This is a genomic window from Roseovarius tolerans, from assembly GCF_900109855.1.
Classification (GTDB): Bacteria; Pseudomonadota; Alphaproteobacteria; order Rhodobacterales; family Rhodobacteraceae; genus Roseovarius; species Roseovarius tolerans.
Genome location: NZ_FOBO01000007.1, coordinates 103,830 through 121,987, shown reverse-complemented (window position 1 = coordinate 121,987; position 18,158 = coordinate 103,830). Strand labels below are relative to the sequence as shown.

General features: G+C 64.3%; 14 protein-coding genes. 11 read left to right on the top strand and 3 right to left on the bottom strand.

The genetic code is table 11. The features are described from left to right. Positions 1–69: 69 nt before the first annotated feature. A complete protein-coding gene (locus BMX04_RS08960) occupies positions 70–1,200 on the bottom strand; it encodes a type III PLP-dependent enzyme (RefSeq protein WP_074785912.1) in 1,131 nt (376 codons plus the stop codon). A gap of 108 nt (positions 1,201–1,308) precedes the next feature. Here BMX04_RS08960 and BMX04_RS08955 point away from each other — a divergent pair, with 108 nt between their 5' ends. Continuing rightward, positions 1,309–1,749: an Lrp/AsnC family transcriptional regulator gene (locus BMX04_RS08955; protein WP_074785911.1), complete on the top strand. Its 441-nt coding sequence runs from the start codon at positions 1,309–1,311 to the stop codon at positions 1,747–1,749. Positions 1,750–1,797: 48 nt separating this feature from the next. Here the strand turns inward: BMX04_RS08955 and BMX04_RS08950 are convergent, their stop codons facing one another. Then, positions 1,798–2,772 carry a zinc transporter ZntB gene (locus BMX04_RS08950; RefSeq protein WP_074785977.1) on the bottom strand — a complete coding sequence of 325 codons (975 nt, stop codon included), beginning with the start codon at positions 2,770–2,772 and terminating at the stop codon, positions 1,798–1,800. A 158-nt stretch (positions 2,773–2,930) separates the two neighbouring features. Here BMX04_RS08950 and BMX04_RS08945 point away from each other — a divergent pair, with 158 nt between their 5' ends. Continuing rightward, positions 2,931–6,074 (top strand): valine--tRNA ligase, encoded by a 3,144-nt coding sequence (locus tag BMX04_RS08945; RefSeq protein ID WP_074785910.1) that lies wholly within the window; start codon positions 2,931–2,933, stop codon positions 6,072–6,074. 94 nt (positions 6,075–6,168) lie between these two features. On the opposite strand, the gene BMX04_RS08940 is transcribed toward BMX04_RS08945, so the two are convergent. Continuing rightward, entirely contained in the window at positions 6,169–8,505 is a 2,337-nt protein-coding gene (locus BMX04_RS08940; RefSeq protein WP_074785909.1) for an ATP-dependent helicase, read from the bottom strand. Between the two features lie 100 nt (positions 8,506–8,605). On the opposite strand from BMX04_RS08940, the gene BMX04_RS08935 reads away from it, so the two are divergent. From BMX04_RS08935 to BMX04_RS08895, 9 genes are all read left to right on the top strand, one after another. Then, positions 8,606–9,754, top strand: a complete 1,149-nt coding sequence (locus BMX04_RS08935; protein WP_074785908.1) for an alpha-hydroxy acid oxidase — start codon at positions 8,606–8,608, stop codon at positions 9,752–9,754. 104 nt (positions 9,755–9,858) lie between these two features. Further along, the gene (locus BMX04_RS08930; RefSeq protein ID WP_074785907.1) at positions 9,859–10,122 is read left to right on the top strand and encodes a hypothetical protein; all 264 of its coding nucleotides are present in this window, start codon (positions 9,859–9,861) and stop codon (positions 10,120–10,122) included. 149 nt (positions 10,123–10,271) lie between these two features. Then, on the top strand, positions 10,272–10,715 hold the full coding sequence (locus BMX04_RS08925; RefSeq protein ID WP_074785906.1) for a helix-hairpin-helix domain-containing protein: 444 nt from the start codon (positions 10,272–10,274) through the stop codon (positions 10,713–10,715). A 183-nt stretch (positions 10,716–10,898) separates the two neighbouring features. Further along, positions 10,899–14,336: a pyruvate carboxylase gene (locus BMX04_RS08920; RefSeq protein WP_074785905.1), complete on the top strand. Its 3,438-nt coding sequence runs from the start codon at positions 10,899–10,901 to the stop codon at positions 14,334–14,336. Between the two features lie 175 nt (positions 14,337–14,511). Further along, positions 14,512–15,309: a phosphodiesterase gene (locus BMX04_RS08915; RefSeq protein WP_074785904.1), complete on the top strand. Its 798-nt coding sequence runs from the start codon at positions 14,512–14,514 to the stop codon at positions 15,307–15,309. A 104-nt stretch (positions 15,310–15,413) separates the two neighbouring features. Beyond that, entirely contained in the window at positions 15,414–15,707 is a 294-nt protein-coding gene (locus BMX04_RS08910) for a ribbon-helix-helix domain-containing protein (protein ID WP_050663580.1), read from the top strand. 98 nt (positions 15,708–15,805) lie between these two features. Beyond that, positions 15,806–16,822 carry a TauD/TfdA dioxygenase family protein gene (locus BMX04_RS08905; RefSeq protein ID WP_083398136.1) on the top strand — a complete coding sequence of 339 codons (1,017 nt, stop codon included), beginning with the start codon at positions 15,806–15,808 and terminating at the stop codon, positions 16,820–16,822. A gap of 330 nt (positions 16,823–17,152) precedes the next feature. Then, positions 17,153–17,548, top strand: coding sequence for a VOC family protein (locus BMX04_RS08900; RefSeq protein WP_074785976.1), 396 nt, complete (start codon positions 17,153–17,155; stop codon positions 17,546–17,548). Positions 17,549–17,605: 57 nt separating this feature from the next. Further along, positions 17,606–18,130 (top strand): Twin-arginine translocation pathway signal, encoded by a 525-nt coding sequence (locus tag BMX04_RS08895; protein ID WP_074785902.1) that lies wholly within the window; start codon positions 17,606–17,608, stop codon positions 18,128–18,130. The last annotated feature ends 28 nt before the right edge of the window (positions 18,131–18,158 follow it).

Genomic DNA, 18,158 nt, shown 5'->3' with positions numbered 1-18,158 from the left:
CGCGATCAATATAAGCCCAGTCTGCGCCGAAATAACTGACATTTCATGAAAATTCGCGTGAGCGTTGCGTCAGAGCCGCGCCACCGTGACCACATCGCGCAAGCCGTAGCCGTTGAAATCGGTGCTGAGGCTTCGGGTGTAGGCGCCCATGCCGTGGATCAGCAGGTAGTCGCCCTCGGCCAGATCATCCGGCAGGGGCAAGGGGGCGGGCAGCCGGTCGATGCTGTCGCAGGTGGGCCCGAAGACGACGCGCGGCTGCGGGGCACCGCGCCGGGCGGTGCCATCGGGGGCGATCACTTCGATCCGGTCGGGCGCGCCGATGTCGCGGATCTCGGTCAGGCCGCCATAGACGCCGTCATTGACGAAAATGGCACCGCTGTCGCGCAGCGCCTTGACGCGGACCGCCATGCTGAACGCCTCGGCCACCATGGCGCGGCCCGGCTCGCAGACAAGCTGTGGCGTGTCCGCGCCGAAGTGCTGCGCCACCCGGCTGCCGATATGGGTAAAAATCACGCTCAGGTCCGGCGCGGGCCCCGTGCGGTGCGAGGCAAAGCCGCCGCCGACATTGAGCCGGTGCAGCCGCACGCCCGCGCTGCGTGCCACATCGGCCGCGGCGGCGATATAGCTGCCCCAGGCTTTGGGGTCGGCGCATTGGGTGCCGGGGTGAAAGGTCATCGACGGGGTGAAACCGCGCGCCACCACGGCGCGCAGCAATTCCGCCGCGCGGTCGGGGCCGACGCCGAATTTCTCGCCGAAATCATAGGCCGCGCCCACCACAGGCAGGGCAAGGCGCACACTGATCTCGGACCCATCGACGACATGGCCGGTCAGCTTGTCCAACTCGTGCAGGCAATCGACCGAGAAGGAGCGCACGCCCATTTCAGCGGCGACCGCCACCTCGGCGGGGGAGCGCACGGGGTTGTTGTAATGCAGCGCGGCATCGGGGGCGACGGCGCGCACGGCGCGCATCTCGGCGGGGCTTGCCACGTCGAATGCGGTGATGCCGGCGCGGGCGAGATTGGCCAGCACCTCCTCACCCGGGTTGGCCTTGACCGCATAGGTCACGAGGCCGGGGAAGCCGTGCCGGAACGCCCGTGCCGTGGCCTGAAGCCGCTCGGGGTTGAAATAGAGCACCGGCGCGTCGGGGGCATGGCGCAGCAGATGCGTGTGCGGATCGGGGATCGGGGGGGTGTTTTCCATGGGTATTTTCCCTCTTGGCCTGCTCTTTTTCACAGTGTCACCCGAATTTGCATCGATTCATCGCGTTATTTCGTCTAATCTTGCGGCAGAGTCAGACGAAACGACAGCATGACACAGCAGATCGACGAGACCGACCGTAACCTGATCGCCCTTCTGCAGGATAATGCCCGCCTGCCGGTGGCCACGCTCGCGCGCCGTCTGGGGCTGGCGCGCACCACGGTGCAGGCACGGCTGGACCGGCTGGAAAGTTCAGGCGTGATCGCGGGGTACGCGCTGCGGCTCGGGCAGGCCGCGCGGGCTGCGCTGCGCGCCACGGCCTTGCTGAGCATCGAGCCACGCACCGGCCCGGCGGTGCTGGCGCGGCTGAAATCCCTGCCGCAGGTGCGCCGGGTGCATACCACCTCGGGGCGGTTCGACCTGATCGTGACCATCGAGGCCGAGACCACCGAAGCGCTCGACGAGACGCTCGACCGGATCGGTGAGGCCAAGGGGGTGAAGGGGTCGGAGAGCCTGATTCACCTGAGCACGAAACTTGATCGGGGTGCGTGAGACACGCGGTGCGATTCGAGTATTTTCGCCATAAAGAAACCGGGGAGGTCAGCGACGGCCAAGCAATCCGGCATGGCGGAACCACAGCACGAGCGCGAGGCCGATGAGCACCAAGCCCCCGCTCACGATCCAGAAGGCGCGCGGATCCTCTGCCCCCGGCATGCCACCCACGTTGATCCCCAGAAGCCCGGTCAGAAGCCCGAGCGGCAGGAAGATCGCCGCCACCACCGACAGGATCAGCATCTGCCGGTTCATCAGTTCGGCGCGCGCATCCATGATCTGGTCATGCACCACCTGCGCACGGTCGCGGATCGCGTCGAGTTCCTCGGCGAGCCGGGTCATGCGTTCGGTGGCCTCGCGCAGGCGCGCGCGGTCGTGGGGCCGAATCCACGGCATATCCTCGATCCCGAAGGTGCTGAGCGCGTCGCGCTGCGGGGCCATGTGCCGCCGCAGCAGGATCGCCACCCGCCGGATATCCGCCAGCCCGCGCCGGTCGAGCACGCTCAGCCCCTCAATCACCTGATCCTCCAGCGTGTCGAGCTTTTCGTTGAGACCCGCAATCACCGGTTCGGCGCGATCAGCGAGCCGCAGGGCGAGCCGTGCCACCAGTTCCGCCGCGCCATCCGGACCCTGCCCGCGCGCCACGCCGTCCATCACGTCGCGCACCGCCATCAGGCGGCGCAGCTGCACGGTGACGACCACGCCCGCCGTAACCCACATGCGCAACGACACCATGTCCTCGACCTCGTCGCCGGGGTTGAGATTGACGCCGCGCAGGTTGATCAGCACGCCGTCGCCATGGGTGGTGCAGCGCGGGCGCGTCTCGGGGGCCAGAAGCGCGCGCTTGACCAGCGGGTCGAGCGGCACGGCGTCGAGCCAGTCGCGCGCACCGGGCCGGGCGCAATCCACATGCACCCATGTCAGCGCGCCCTCCGCCGACCAATCCGCAGGGGCGGTCGCATCGGTCTCTGCGACCGTGCCCACTCCGTCCGGGGCGATTCGCCATACTGTCACACCGTCCATTTGCCCGTCTCCTGCCACCTGCGCCAGCCCGACCATGGGCCATATCGCGGCCCCTGTCACGCCGCCGCAGACAGAAGAAAATGCGTCGCCCGCCTTCCCCTTGTGGCGCGCATTCGTTAGAGCATCGCAAAACCCATAACTGGCAGGACCGACACGTCATGGCGATGGACAAGACATTCAACGCAGCCGAAGCCGAAGCGCGGCTATACGAGGCCTGGGAGAAGGCTGGGGCCTTTGCCGCCGGGGCCAATGCGAGAGAGGGGGCCGAAACCTTCTCGATCATGATCCCGCCGCCGAATGTGACCGGCAGCCTGCATATGGGCCATGCGTTCAACAACACGTTGCAGGATATTCTCATTCGCTGGCACCGGATGCGCGGGCATGACACGCTCTGGCAGCCGGGGCAGGATCATGCGGGCATCGCGACGCAGATGGTGGTGGAGCGGCAGCTGGGGGAGCAAGGGCAGCGCCGCACCGATTTCACCCGCGAGGAGTTTCTGGCCAAGGTCTGGGACTGGAAAACGCAATCGGGCGGCACGATCATCAATCAGTTGAAGCGCCTCGGCGCCTCCTGCGACTGGTCGCGCAACGCGTTCACCATGTCTGGAGCGCCCGCAGCACCCGAGGGCGAGGACGGCAATTTCCACGATGCGGTGATCAAGGTCTTTGTCGACATGTACGACAAGGGCCTGATCTATCGCGGCAAGCGGCTGGTGAACTGGGACCCGCATTTCGAGACCGCAATTTCCGATCTGGAGGTCGAGAACGCGGAGGTGCCGGGCCATATGTGGCACTTCAAGTACCCGCTGGCGGGGGGCGAGACCTATACCTACACCGAGCGTGACGAGGATGGGGCTGTGCTCTTCGAGGAGGAGCGCGATTACATCTCCATCGCCACGACGCGGCCCGAGACGATGTTGGGCGACGGTGCGGTGACGGTGCATCCCTCGGACACGCGCTACGCCCCCATCGTCGGCAAGCTGTGCGAGATTCCTGTGGGGCCGAAAGAGCATCGCCGCCTCATTCCGATCATCACCGACGACTATCCCGACCCGAATTTCGGCAGCGGTGCCGTCAAGATCACCGGCGCGCATGATTTCAACGATTACGGCGTCGCGCAGCGCGGCGGCATCCCGATGTACCGCCTGATGGATACCCGCGCACAGATGCGCGACGATGGTGCTCCCTATGCCGAGGCCGCCGCTCGCGCGCAGGAGATCGCGACAGGTGCGGCGTTCACTATCGAAGAGGTGGACACGCTCAACCTCGTGCCCGATCACCTGCGTGGGCTGGAACGGTTTGCGGCGCGTGAAAAGGTTGTAGAGGAGATCACCGCCGAGGGTCTTGCGGTTATGACACGCGCAGACGATCCGCGTCTTGGCAAGGCGGCGCAGAAACCCGCCACCCCGGAAGAGGGCGAAGAGACGCGCGATGCCGAATGGGTGCCGCTGGTCGAATCCAAACCGATCATGCAGCCCTTCGGCGACCGCTCCAAGGTGGTGATTGAGCCGATGCTGACCGATCAGTGGTTCGTCGATACCGCCAAGATCGTGCAGCCCGCGCTCGACGCCGTGCGCTCGGGCGAGGTGACGATCCTGCCCGAGGCCGACCGCAAGGTCTATTTCCACTGGCTGGAGAATATCGAGCCGTGGTGCATTTCCCGGCAGTTGTGGTGGGGGCATCAGATCCCGGTCTGGTACGGGTTTGACCTCAGTTCACCGGATTTCCGCGATGACGAGGGCGATGGTGCGCTTGACCTTGTGGAGATGCTGCGCGGGCTGAACGAGGGGCATACCGGTCACCTCATGCAATGCGGCGCGGATTTCGACACGGTGCCCGACGCCTGGCACGACACGCTGGCAGGGCTGCCCGTGCCGCTCGCCGCGATGCAGGTGGTCGAGGTTGCGAGCCGGGAGGACGCCCTGCACCGGCTGGCCTCGTCGCTGGCCGAGTATACGGCGACGCAAGACCCGACGCATCTGGTCTATCCCATCTGGCGCGATCCGGATGTCCTCGACACCTGGTTTTCCTCCGGGCTCTGGCCCATTGGCACGCTGGGCTGGCCCGAGGACACGCCGGAATTGCAGAAGTATTTCCCCACCTCGGTGCTGATCACCGGCTTTGACATCATCTTTTTCTGGGTCGCCCGGATGATGATGATGCAATATGCCGTGGTCGGACAAAAGCCGTTTGCCCATGTCTATGTTCATGCCCTTGTGCGTGATGAGAAGGGCAAGAAGATGTCCAAATCCTTGGGCAATGTCCTCGATCCCCTCGATCTGATCGAGGACTACGGTACCGATGCCGTGCGGTTCACCTTGACGTCGATGGCCGCCATGGGGCGCGACCTGAAACTGAGCAAAGAGCGCATCGCCGGCTACCGCAACTTTACCACCAAGCTGTGGAATGCCGCGCGCTTTGCCGAAATGAATGGCGCGGTTGGCTCAACCGGCATGGTGCCAACGCCGACGGCCACGGTGAACAAATGGATCATCGGTGAGACGGCCAAGACCCGCGCCTTGGTCGATGAGGCGCTGGAAAACTTCCGCTTCAACGATGCGGCGAACACGCTCTACGCTTTTGTCTGGGGCACGGTCTGCGACTGGTATGTGGAGTTTTCCAAGCCGCTACTGATGGATGGTGACGATGCGACAAAGGCCGAGACACAGGCGACGATGGCCTGGGTGATCGACCAATGCCTGATCCTGCTGCATCCGATCATGCCCTTCGTCACCGAAGAGCTTTGGGGCACGCTGGGGCAGCGCGCCAAGATGCTGGTGCATGCCGATTGGCCCACCTACGGCGCGGACATGGTGGACAGCGCGGCAGATCGCGAGATGAACTGGGTGATTTCGCTGATCGAGCAGATTCGCTCGGCGCGGGCGCAGATGCATGTGCCCGCCGGGTTGCATGTGCCGCTATTGGTGACAGAGTTGAACGAGGCGGGCCGTGTCGCCTGGGCGCGCAACGAGGTGATGATCCAGCGTCTGGCGCGGATTGAGAGCCTGACCGATGTGGATGCCTTCCCCAAGGGCTGCGTGACGGTGACGGTGGAGGGCGGCAGCTTTGGCTTGCCCTTGGCCGATATCATCGACGTGGGCGAGGAAAAGGCGCGGCTGGAAAAGACGCTGGCCAAGCTGGAGAAAGAGCTGGGCGGGCTGCGCGGGCGGCTGAAAAACCCGAAATTCGTCGAAAGCGCACCGGAGGCGGTGGTCGCGGAAACCCGCGAGAACCTTGCCCTGCGCGAAGAGGAAGAGGCCAAACTGCGCGCGGCCCTCGACCGGCTCGCCGAGCTGGGCTGACAGGACACCTCCGGTGGGGATATTTAAGGCAAGATGAAGGGTTTATACGGCTTCATCTTGCCAAAAATATCCATGGTCCGAACGTTTGGACCACTCAGAACGGCACGTCGTCGGCCCCTGTGATGAAGCGGGCGACCACCTTCTTGATGCCTGCCTTCTCGAACTCGATTTCCAGCTTGTCGCCTTCGATGCCGAGAATGGCCCCGTAGCCGAATTTCTGATGAAAGACACGCTCGCCCACGGTATGTGAGCTGAGCGCCTGTGCGTCGATCACCGGGGAGCGGGCCTCGGTCGGCTGACTCATGGGACGCGCGCCGCTGCGCGATTGCAGGCGGCGCCAGCCGGGAGAGTTGTAGACATTGGCCTGCGCCGCGCGGGTCTCGATCCCGCTCGCCGCCGCGCCGTAATTGCCGCCGTAGAGGCCGGGGGGGGTGAGCACCTCGACATGCGCCTCGGGCAGCTCATCAATGAAGCGCGAAGGCATCTGCGATTGCCACTGGCCATATACCCGCCGGTTTCCGGCAAAGGAGATGGTGCAGACCTCCTCGGCGCGGGTGATGCCGACATAGGCCAGCCGCCGTTCTTCCTCGAGGCCACGCGTGCCGCTTTCGTCCATCGAGCGTTGCGAGGGAAATAGCCCGTCCTCCCAGCCCGGCAGGAAGATGACGGGAAACTCCAGCCCCTTGGCGGCGTGAAGCGTCATCAGGGTGATCTTCTCGCCCGCCTCTTCGGTTTCATTGTCCATGATCAGGCTGACATGTTCGAGAAAGCCTTGCAGGTTCTCGAAGCCTTCCAGCGCCTTGACGAGTTCCTTGAGGTTTTCCAGCCGCCCCGGCGCCTCGGGCGTCTTGTCGTTCTGCCACATGGTGGTGTAGCCGCTCTCATCGAGGATGATCTCGGCCAGTTCCATATGGGTAAGGTCGTCATCGCCGGTCATGCGGCCCCAGCGGGCGAGGCCCACGATCAGGTCGCGCAGGGCCGCCGCGCCCTTGCCCTTGATCGCGCCCTGCTCGAGCGCCAGCGCCGCACCATCGACCAGCGAGACGCCATTGTCGCGGGCGATGCGCTGAATGGTCTGCTGCGCCTTGTCCCCGAGGCCGCGTTTGGGGGTGTTGACGATCCGCTCGAACGCGAGATCATCGGCGGGCGAGGTGACGAGGCGGAAATAGGCCATCGCGTCGCGGATCTCCATCCGCTCGTAAAAGCGCGGGCCGCCGATGACGCGGTAGGGCAGGCCGATGGTGAGGAACCGGTCCTCGAAGGCGCGCATCTGGTGTGAGGCGCGCACGAGGATGGCCATGTCATCGAGACCGAAGGCGCGCATGCCGCGTGTGCCGCGGTGCATCGACTCGACCTCTTCGCCGATCCATCGCGCCTCTTCCTCGCCGTCCCAATGGCCGATCAGGCGGACCTTTTCGCCCGCCTCGGCTTGCGTCCACAATTCCTTGCCCAGCCGGTCGCGATTGCCCGCGATCACGCCACCAGCGGCGGCGAGGATATGCGGCGTTGAGCGGTAATTCTGTTCCAGCCGGATCACCGCCGCGCCGGGAAAATCCTTTTCGAACCGAAGGATATTGCCCACCTCGGCGCCGCGCCAGCCATAGATCGACTGGTCATCGTCACCGACGCAGCAGATGTTGCGATGGCCGCCCGCGAGCAGGCGCAGCCAGAGATATTGCGCGACGTTGGTATCCTGATATTCGTCCACGAGGATGTATTTGAACCAGCGCTGATATTGAGCGAGCACGTCGTCGTGTTTCTGGAAAATCGTCACCACATGCAGCAGCAGGTCGCCGAAATCGACGGCGTTCAGCTCCCTGAGCCGGGTCTGGTAGTGGCGGTAGAGCGCGGGGCCCTTGCCGTCATAGGCCGAGGCCTCGCCGGCGGGCAGGTTGTCGGGGGTCCAGGCGCGGTTCTTCCACTGGTCGATGATCCCGGCGAGCATCCGGGCGGGCCAGCGTTTGTCGTCTATGTCTGCGGCCCGCACCAGTTGTTTCAGCAGGCGCAGTTGGTCATCGGTATCGAGTATGGTGAAATTCGATTTGAGATCAACGAGTTCGGCGTGACGCCGCAGGAGCTTGACGCAGATCGAGTGAAAGGTGCCGAGCCATGGCATGCCCTCGACCCGCTCGCCCATCAGGCGGCCGACGCGTTCTTTCATCTCGCGCGCGGCCTTGTTGGTGAAGGTCACGGCGAGGATTTCGTTGGGGTGCGCGCGGCCGGTATTCAGAAGGTGCACGATGCGCGTGGTCAGCGCCTTGGTCTTGCCGGTGCCCGCGCCTGCGAGCATCAGGACGGGGCCGTCGAGCGTCTCGGCGGCGCGACGTTGCTCGGGGTTCAGATCATCGAGATAGGGCGCGGGCCGCGCGGCCATGGCGCGGGCGGCGAGGCTGGCGCCTTCAAAGGCGTCGGATTCGTCGAATGTGCTCATAGCCGAGACAATAGCGCGGGGCGTGTCGGAGATAAAGAGATGTTCGGGGATTGTTCCGCGCCTGTCGTGGCACTGGACAAGCCCCTGAAAACCCGCGCAAATGCGGGGCATGGACCTGCACGCACAATACCCCGCCCTGAGTGACCTGCGCGCCCGTGCGCGCACTCGTATCCCGCGTTTCGTGTGGGAGTATCTCGACAGCGGCACCGGGGTGGAGGCCACCAAGGCGCGCAACCGGGCGATGCTGGATCAGGTGCGATTGAGCCCGTCGATCCTGCATGGCGAGATCGCGCCGGACCTGAGCACGCGCCTGCTGGGCGAGGACTATGCCCTGCCGGTGGGGATTGCGCCGGTGGGCATGTCGGGGCTGATCTGGCCGGATGCGGAGCGGCATCTGGCGCGGGCGGCGACGGCGGAGGGGGTGCCCTATACGCTGTCGACCGTAGCAAGCCAGACGCCCGAGGCTGTCGGCCCGCATCTGGAGGGGCGCGGCTGGTTTCAGCTTTATCCGCCGCGCGATCCGGAGATTCGCCGCGACATGCTGGCGCGCGCGCGCAACGCCGGGTTCGGGGTGCTGGTGCTGACGGTGGATGTGCCGGTGGGGTCGCGGCGCGAACGGCAGGTGCGGTCGGGCCTGACGCAGCCGCCGCGCCTGACGCCCCGGTTGATGGCGCAGGTGGCGCGTTGCCCGGCCTGGGCGAGCGGCATGGCTCGGATGGGCATGCCGCGGATGCGGCTGATCGACGATTATGCCGGGCAGACCAAGGGGCTGCCGTCGAACAAGCACGCGGGCTACCTGCTGCGCACCTCGCCGGACTGGGAGTATCTGCGCTGGCTGCGCGACGCGTGGGACGGGCCGCTGGTGGTCAAGGGCGTGCTGCGCGGCGACGATGCGGCGGCGCTGGAGAAAGCCGGGGCCGATGCGATCTGGGTGTCGAACCACGCAGGGAGACAGTTCGACGCCGCCCCAGCCACGATCGAGGCGTTGCCCGAGGTGCGCGCGGCGACCACGCTGCCGGTGATCATGGATGGCGGGATCGAGGGGGGGCTTGATATCCTGCGGGCGATGGCGCTCGGGGCGGATTTCGTGATGATGGGGCGGGCGTGGCACATGGCGCTTGGGGCGCTCGGGGTCGGAGGCCCGGCGCATCTGGCCGATATCCTGCGCGATGATCTGAAGGCCAATATGGGGCAGCTGGGGTTGCACCGGGTTGCAGACGCGCCCTCTCGCCTGATCGGGTCATCCTGAGCGGGTATTTAATGCTCTAATTAAACGGGTTATGTAGATGTATTACAATGTATATACAAAGTATATGCATTGTGTCATCATGTCAGCCGACAGGAGACAGACGGATGCCCGCAGACGGACGCAAGAAACCGGATCGCAAGGACAGCCAGTTGATCATTCGCATCAGCAAGGCGGATCGCGATGCCTTTGTCGATCTGTGCGAGACGCTCGATACCAGTGCCGCGCGCGAGATCCGGCGTTTCATCCGGGATTTCACCCTGTCGCATCAAGGTGCCCCCGACGAGAGCGGTGCGGCACAGGACATCACTGAAAAGGAGCCAAAGCCATGGCCAAAAAAGCGAAAATCAAAGAGCTCAAAAAAGAAGTGAAGCAGCGCGAAGCCAAGGTGTCGCGGCAGAAATCCAAGCTGAAGTCGGCGCGCAAGGCGCTCAAGAAAGCGGCCTGACCGTGCCATCACGCGGCGGGCGCCTTCGGTGCACCCGCTATTTCTCATTTTCCTCAGAGACAGGAGACTGCTGTGTCCTCACTGACAGATATTCGCGGGATCGGGCCCGCCCTTGCCAAGGCGATCGAAGCTCTTGGCATCACCAGCCCCGAACTGCTGGCGCGCGCCGACCCGTCGGCGCTGACGCAGGTGCGCGGCATCTCGCCGGCCCGCGCGCAGGGGTTCATCGACGCCGCCGCCGCACTTGACAAGGCCCCGGCGGCAGCCACCAACGCCGAGGCCAAGCCCGAGGCAAGCGGCAAGAAAGCCGCGAAGAAGAAGGCTGCCAAGAAGAAGACGTCGAAAAAGGCCGACGCGAAGGCCAAAGACAAGAAGGCCGACGCGAAGAAGACGTCCAAGAAGAAGGACGACAAGAAAAAAAGCAAGAAGGACGACAAGTCCTCTGGCAAGTCCAAGAAAAAATCCGGCAAGGAGGCCAAGGGCAAGGCGAAGAAAAAGAAGAAATCCGGCAAGTGACCGCCTGCGCCCCTAGCCCTGCCGGGTAGGGGCGCCCACCCTTTGGGACAGGAAATTCCCCCACCCGGCGAATACCGAGAATGGCGGATTGCGCAAAGCTTTCACAAATCTTACAAGGTCATAGCGCCGCAGCGCGGCATCGCCGCGGGTGGCCCAAGACGTGACCAACCGGGGGTAAAGGCCATGGCCGACTTCAAGAAAATCCTGATCGCCAACCGGGGCGAGATCGCCATCCGCATAATGCGCGCCGCCAATGAGCTGGGCAAACGCACCGTCGCGGTCTTTGCCGACGAGGACAAGCTGAGCCTGCACCGGTTCAAAGCCGACGAGGCGTATCGCATCGGCGAGGGGATGGGGCCGGTCGCGGCCTATCTCTCGATCGAGGAGATCATCCGCGTGGCCCGTGAATGCGGGGCCGACGCGATCCATCCCGGTTACGGCCTGCTGTCCGAGAACCCCGATTTCGTCGATGCCTGCGACGCGGCTGGCATCACCTTCATCGGTCCCAAGGCGGAGACCATGCGCGCGCTTGGCGACAAGGCGAGCGCGCGGCGCGTGGCCGTCGAGGCGGGGGTGCCAGTCATTCCCGCGACCGAGGTGCTGGGCGAGGATATGAAGGCGATCCGCAAGGAGGCGCGTGAGGTCGGCTATCCGCTGATGCTCAAGGCGTCCTGGGGCGGCGGCGGGCGCGGCATGCGCCCGATCAACTCCGAGGACGAGCTTGAGGAGAAGGTGCTGGAGGGGCGACGCGAGGCCGAAGCGGCCTTTGGCAATGGCGAGGGCTATCTGGAGAAGATGATCCTGCGCGCGCGCCACGTCGAGGTGCAGATCCTCGGCGACAAGCATGGCAATATGTATCACCTCTATGAGCGGGATTGCTCGGTGCAGCGGCGCAATCAGAAGGTCGTTGAGCGCGCCCCTGCCCCCTATCTGAGCGAGGCACAGCGCGAGGAAATCTGCCAGCTGGGCCATCGTATCTGCAAGCATGTCGATTACGAATGCGCGGGCACGGTCGAGTTCCTGATGGATATGGACACCGGCGCATTCTATTTCATCGAGGTCAATCCGCGCGTGCAGGTCGAGCATACCGTGACCGAAGAGGTCACCGGCATCGACATCGTGCAGGCGCAGATCAAGATCGCCGAGGGCAAGACCCTGACCGAGGCCACCGGCAAGGCGTCGCAATACGACATCACACTGAATGGGCATGCGCTGCAGACCCGGATCACCACCGAGGATCCGCTCAACAATTTCATCCCCGATTACGGCCGTATCACCGCCTATCGCAGCGCCACGGGCATGGGCATCCGGCTTGACGGCGGCACCGCCTATTCGGGCGGCGTGATCACCCGCTATTATGACAGCCTGCTGACCAAGGTCACCGCATGGGCCCCCACCCCCGAGGCCGCCATCGCCCGGATGGACCGCGCCCTGCGCGAGTTCCGCATTCGCGGGGTGAGCACCAACATCGCCTTTGTCGAGAACCTGCTGAAGCACCCGACGTTCCTGAACAACGAATACACCACCAAGTTCATCGACACGACGCCGGATCTTTTCAAGTTCTCCAAGCGGCGCGACCGGGGCACCAAGGTACTGACCTATATTGCCGATATCACGGTGAACGGGCATCCCGAGACGACGGGCCGTGCGAAACCGGCGGACGTAAAGCTGCCGCGCCCACCCGCGCTACAGGGCGAACCCGCCCCCGGCACCCGCACACTGCTGGACGACAAGGGTGCCAAGGCCGTCGCCGACTGGATGCTCGCGCAGGAGCGGCTGCTGCTGACCGACACCACCATGCGCGACGGACACCAATCCCTGCTGGCGACCCGCATGCGGTCCATCGACATGGTGCGCGCGGCCCCGGCCTATGCCGCCAACCTGCCCGATCTCTTCAGTGTCGAATGCTGGGGCGGGGCGACGTTCGACGTGGCCTACCGATTCCTGCAGGAATGCCCGTGGCAGCGCCTGCGCGATCTGCGCGCCAAGATGCCGAACGTGCTGACGCAGATGCTGCTGCGTGCCAGCAATGGCGTGGGCTATACCAACTATCCCGACAACGTGGTGCAGGAATTCGTGCGCCAGGCCGCCGAGACCGGCGTCGACGTGTTCCGCGTGTTCGACAGCCTCAACTGGGTCGAGAACATGCGCGTCGCGATGGACGCGGTGAATGAAAGCGGCAAGATCTGCGAAGGCACGATCTGTTACACCGGCGATATCCTCGATGCGGACCGCGCCAAGTATGACCTGAAATACTATGTCGGCATGGCCCGCGAGTTGCAGGATGCGGGCGCGCATGTGCTGGGCCTCAAGGATATGGCTGGGCTGCTGAAACCGGCCTCGGCCAGTGTTCTGGTGAAGGCGCTGAAGGACGAGTTGGACATTCCCGTCCATTTCCACACGCATGATACGTCGGGCATTGCCGGGGCGGCCATCCTCGCCGCTGCAGAGGCGGGGGTCGATGCAGTGGACGCGGCAATGGACGCGTTTTCGGGCGGCACCTCGCAGCCTTGCCTGGGCTCCATCGTCGAGGCGTTGCGCAACACGCCGCGGGATACCGGGCTGAATATCGAGCGTATCCGCGAGATGTCGCATTATTGGGAGGCGGTGCGCGCGCAATATGTGGCGTTCGAGAGCGGCCTCGCGGCGCCTGCGTCGGAGGTCTATCTGCACGAGATGCCGGGCGGGCAGTTCACCAATCTCAAGGCGCAGGCGCGCAGCCTCGGGCTGGAGGAAAAGTGGCCCGAAGTGGCGCGCACCTACGCGGATGTGAACCAGATGTTCGGCGATATCGTAAAGGTCACGCCGTCCTCCAAGGTGGTGGGCGACATGGCGCTGATGATGGTCAGCCAGGGCCTGACGCGCGCCGATGTGGAGAACCCCAAGACCGATGTGGCGTTTCCCGATTCGGTTTTCGACATGATGCGCGGCAATCTTGGCCAGCCTCCGGGCGGTTTTCCCGAGAGCATCGTGAAGAAGGTTTTGAAAGACGAGAAGCCCAATACCGAGCGCCCCGGCAAGCATCTCGAGCCCGTCGATCTTGAGGCCACGCGCAAGGATGTGGTGGCGCAGCTGGAAGGCAAGTCGATCGACAACGAGGATCTCAACGGCTACCTGATGTATCCCAAGGTGTTTCTCGATTACATGGGCCGCCACCGGATGTATGGCCCGGTGCGCACGCTGCCGACGCGTACGTTCTTTTACGGCATGGAAGCGGGCGAGGAAATCAGTGTCGAGATCGACCCGGGCAAGATCCTCGAAATCCGTCTGCAGGTCGTGGGCGAGACCAACGAGGAAGGCGACGTCAAGGTGTTCTTCGAACTGAACGGTCAGCCCCGGGTGATCCGGGTGCCCAACCGTCTGGTGAAATCGAGCACCGCCACGCGGCCCAAGGCCGAAAACGGCAACCCCAACCATATCGGCGCGCCGATGCCGGGTGTGGTGGCGAGCGTCGCGGCGCAGGCCGGGGCCAAGGTTGGGGCGGGCGACCTGCTGCTGACCATCGAGGCGATGAAGATGGAGACGGGCATTCATGCCGAGCGCGACGCGGTGGTGAAGGCCGTCCATGTCCAGCCCGGCGGGCAGATCGACGCCAAGGATTTGCTGATCGAGCTCGAATAGGCGCGGCGCGCGCCTCAGGCACCGTCACCCTCGGGCTCGACCCGAGGGTCTCATGGCCAACAGATCCTCCGGTCAAGCCGGAGGATGACGGGAAGTGGGCGGGCGACCGTGGGGCTTCCTCTTCTGCGTTATTTGGGCCATCTTACCAGCGGTATCCCCGGCGCAGGCAGCCCATATGCAGAAAGTCATCGTCTTCACCGATATCCACCTCGTGTCCGAGGGCAAGACGATCATCGGGATCGACCCGTTCGCGCGGTTCATGCAGGGGCTTGCCCATGCGCTCGACAATCACCCCGACGCGGCGCGCGTGGTGCTGTGTGGCGATCTGACCCATAACGCCGCCCAGCCGGAATATGCCCGGCTGCGCGCCGCCCTCGATAACTGCCCCCTGCCCGTCTCGCTGATGCTGGGCAATCACGACCGGCGCGCGCCGTTCCTTGCGGCCTTTCCCGAGGCCGAGCGGATGGAGACGGGCCATATCCAGCATCACGCCGATATCGGGGACTATCGCCTGATCTGCCTCGATACGCTCAATGAAGAGGCCGAGGACACGCATTCCGGCTGGCTCTGCGCGGCGCGGCTGGACTGGCTGGAGGAGCGGCTGACCGAGGCGGGTGACCGGCGGGTGATCGTCTTTACCCACCATCCGCCCATCGAGACCGGCTTCAAGGGGATGGACTGGATCGGGTTGAAGAATCGCGCCGACCTGACCGCGCGGCTTGTGGCGGGCAATGTGGTGCAGATCGTCTCGGGGCATATCCACCGCACGATCCAGGGATCGGCGGGCGGTATTCCGGTGGCGATCCTCAAGAGCCCCTGTCACCAGATGCCAATGGCCCTGGGCTACCGCGACCCGAGCCTGTCGATCGACGAGCCCGGCGCCTATGGCCTGTTGCTGCTGACCGAGGCGGGCGTGGTCGTGCATAGCGAGGATTTCACCCTACCGCCCGGAGAGACGCAGATTTACACCTGAGCGCGCTGCGGGCTTTCCCAGTTGGAAAAAATCGGCCATGATCTTAATTCGTACTGAGGTCCGGCGCGGGGCTGACTGCCTGCCGGACGAGGGAGGACTGAGACATGTGCCGAATATTCGCCGGGCAGGACCCGGACCGCTACACGTTGGAAACCCGCCGCATGCGCCTGAATGGCCAGAGCACGAGCATCCGGCTTGAGAAATCGTTCTGGGGCATTCTGGATGAAATCGCAGCGAGCGAGGGGCTGAGCACGCCCGGCTTCGTCTCGAAGCTGCATGCCGAGGTGCTGGAATTGCACGGGGAGCCGGCCAATTTCACCTCGCTCCTGCGCTGCACCTGCCTAGTGCACCGCGAGAACCCGCTGGAGGCGGAGACACGGCAGATGGCAGCGGAGTGAGGGGCTCCCTTGCAGGCATCGCCCGCCGTTAACCTGGCCAATCCCTTTAAGGACGGTGGGCCGTCCCCTATGTCTTGCATAGCCAAAGGAGGTGCCCATTGAACACCGAATACGCGAAACTCCCCCCGCTCGACCCGTCCCGCACCGCCACGATCGAAGCGTTCGGCGCGCGCATTGCCGCGCTGGAGCCGATCGGAGCGGAGGTGTCGGGCATTGATCTTGCCGCCGAGACCGCCCCGCCGCGCGAGGTGCTGGATGCGCTGGAGATGGAGATGGCGCAGCGTGGCTTTCTGGTGTTTCGCAACGAGGCCGAGATCGGGCATGAGGCGTTTCTGCGCGCAAGCTGCTGGTGGGGCGGGCGCGAGTTGCACAGCACCCACGGCGTCCATCCCGCCACGCCGGATGGCAACCCGCATATCTTTCGCCTGTCCAATGATCGCCGCCACGGCATCCCCGATGTAGGCCCGCAATGGCACAACGATGGCAGTTTCATCCCCGCCACCTTTTCGCATTCCGGTTATCACATCATCCGTCCGCCCGAGCGCGGCGGCGGCACGCATTTCGCGCATCAGGGCATCGCGCATGACGCCTTGCCCGAGGAGACGCGGGAGCGTTGGGCGCGCCTGTCATCGGTCAATTCCGCATCGGGCGTCGTGCATCCGATGGTGCATACCCATCCGCTGACGGGGTGCCGCTGCATCTGGCTGCATCTCGGCATGACCGGCGCGATCATCGAGAAACTGCCGGGGGCTGAGGGCTTTCGCCTGCTCGACGCGGACGAGATGACGGAAGTGTGCCATACCTATAACGACATCCTCAATGCCGGGCTGGAGAACGGCTATGCCACGACGTTCGAGTACCGGCAGAACGATTGCGTGTTCATCGACAACCTCGCCGTCGCGCATCGCGCCGCCCCCGAGGCGCATATGCCCGCCGAGCAGCAGGGCCTGCGCATCATGCATCGCAGCACCACAAGGGGCACCCACCCGCTCGCCCCCGGTTTCGGCCTGCCGCAACATGTCGAGATCGACGGCGGCAACCCGTTCGGCAGCGGTGTGTGGCAGGGCGGCGGCATCGGGTTTCGCTGGGAGGAAGGGATACCGATGCGGAATTGAGGGTGGGCAGAAATGGCCTTGAGCGGACCTTTGCCGTCAGCCGCGCATCGACGGGCCGCGGTACGGCGATCCAACGTCAATTTTGTATCGCTTTATATCAGCCAAGCCCGAAAAACATCCGCGCACAGAGCAGGTTGCCGCCAAATCGCCGTGCCGGGGGGTGGCCCGGCGATGCGCGGCGGCCTTCGGCCTTGTTCCGCGCAGGTGCTTCAATCTAACGTCAGCTCCAGGCCAAAAAACCCCCTACCCCCCTGTAGTATCCCCTTACTACCCGCTCACCCGGCCCTTTGGTAAACTTTTCATACCAACTGCAATGATCCGGAGGGCATGATGGCCAAAGCCATTCACAGCATGATTCGCGTTCTCGACGAGGCGCGGTCGGTTGATTTCTACAAACGTGCGTTCGGTCTCGACGTGGCCGACCGGCTGGATTTCGAAAAATTCACCCTCGTCTACATGTCGAATTCCGAAAGCCCTTTCGAGGTGGAACTTACGGTCAACAAGGGCCGCACCGAGCCCTATGACCTGGGCGACGGCTATGGCCATCTGGCCGTTCTGGTCGAGGATCTCGAGGCCGAACACGCGCGGTTCATTTCCGAGGGCCTCAACCCCCGAAAAATCGTCGAATTTGCGCCCGACGGCAAACTGGTGGGCAAGTTCTTTTTCGTGGCCGATCCGGACGGCTACGAGATCGAGGTCCTGCAGCGGGGCGGGCGCTTCAAATGACAGCACGGGCGCGGCCGGGGAGGGCCGCGCCCGTTTCATTTCATGGGAGGAGAACCAATGACTGATACCAAAGCCCGACAGGGGCTCTCACGGCGCGACTTGCTCGCAAGATCGATGGCGGCGGGCGCAAGTTTCGTCGTCGGCAGCAGTTTCGTGGCAAGCCATGATGCGGCCTGGGCGACCGAGATGAACGCGCTCAAGCCCGAAACCTTCGCAACACTGGTGCAGATGGCGCGGGATATCTATCCGCATGACCACCTGAGCGACGAATATTACGTCGTCGCCGTCAAGGGATATGACGTGCCCGATGCGGTGGACACGACCGAGGCTGGCATCGAGATGCTGAACGCCGCTGCGCGCGGCAAGGGCCATGCCGATTACCTGAGCATCGGGTGGGAGCGCGACCGCGTCGATATCCTGCGCGGCATCGAGGACAGTCCGTTCTTTCAGCAGGTGCGCGGCGGGCTGGTGACCGGCCTTTATAACCAAAAGGCGGTCTGGCCGCTGTTTGGCTATGAGGGCGAGTCCTATTCCAAGGGCGGTTACATCAATCGCGGTTTCGACGACATCACCTGGCTCTGAGCCATAGCCAACTGAGGAGGACCCAACT

What these genes read in the sequence shown, in the direction of transcription:
- BMX04_RS08950 (WP_074785977.1), bottom strand. Translation starts at nt 2,772, where the DNA reads ATGGACGGTGTGACAGTATGGCGAATCGCCCCGGACGGAGTGGGCACG.
- BMX04_RS08940 (WP_074785909.1), bottom strand. Translation starts at nt 8,505, where the DNA reads ATGAGCACATTCGACGAATCCGACGCCTTTGAAGGCGCCAGCCTCGCC.
- BMX04_RS08945 (WP_074785910.1), top strand. Translation starts at nt 2,931, where the DNA reads ATGGCGATGGACAAGACATTCAACGCAGCCGAAGCCGAAGCGCGGCTA.
- BMX04_RS08910 (WP_050663580.1), top strand. Translation starts at nt 15,414, where the DNA reads ATGTGCCGAATATTCGCCGGGCAGGACCCGGACCGCTACACGTTGGAA.
- BMX04_RS08895 (WP_074785902.1), top strand. Translation starts at nt 17,606, where the DNA reads ATGACTGATACCAAAGCCCGACAGGGGCTCTCACGGCGCGACTTGCTC.
- BMX04_RS08955 (WP_074785911.1), top strand. Translation starts at nt 1,309, where the DNA reads ATGACACAGCAGATCGACGAGACCGACCGTAACCTGATCGCCCTTCTG.
- BMX04_RS08920 (WP_074785905.1), top strand. Translation starts at nt 10,899, where the DNA reads ATGGCCGACTTCAAGAAAATCCTGATCGCCAACCGGGGCGAGATCGCC.
- BMX04_RS08960 (WP_074785912.1), bottom strand. Translation starts at nt 1,200, where the DNA reads ATGGAAAACACCCCCCCGATCCCCGATCCGCACACGCATCTGCTGCGC.
- BMX04_RS08935 (WP_074785908.1), top strand. Translation starts at nt 8,606, where the DNA reads ATGCGGGGCATGGACCTGCACGCACAATACCCCGCCCTGAGTGACCTG.
- BMX04_RS08900 (WP_074785976.1), top strand. Translation starts at nt 17,153, where the DNA reads ATGGCCAAAGCCATTCACAGCATGATTCGCGTTCTCGACGAGGCGCGG.
- BMX04_RS08930 (WP_074785907.1), top strand. Translation starts at nt 9,859, where the DNA reads ATGCCCGCAGACGGACGCAAGAAACCGGATCGCAAGGACAGCCAGTTG.
- BMX04_RS08915 (WP_074785904.1), top strand. Translation starts at nt 14,512, where the DNA reads ATGCAGAAAGTCATCGTCTTCACCGATATCCACCTCGTGTCCGAGGGC.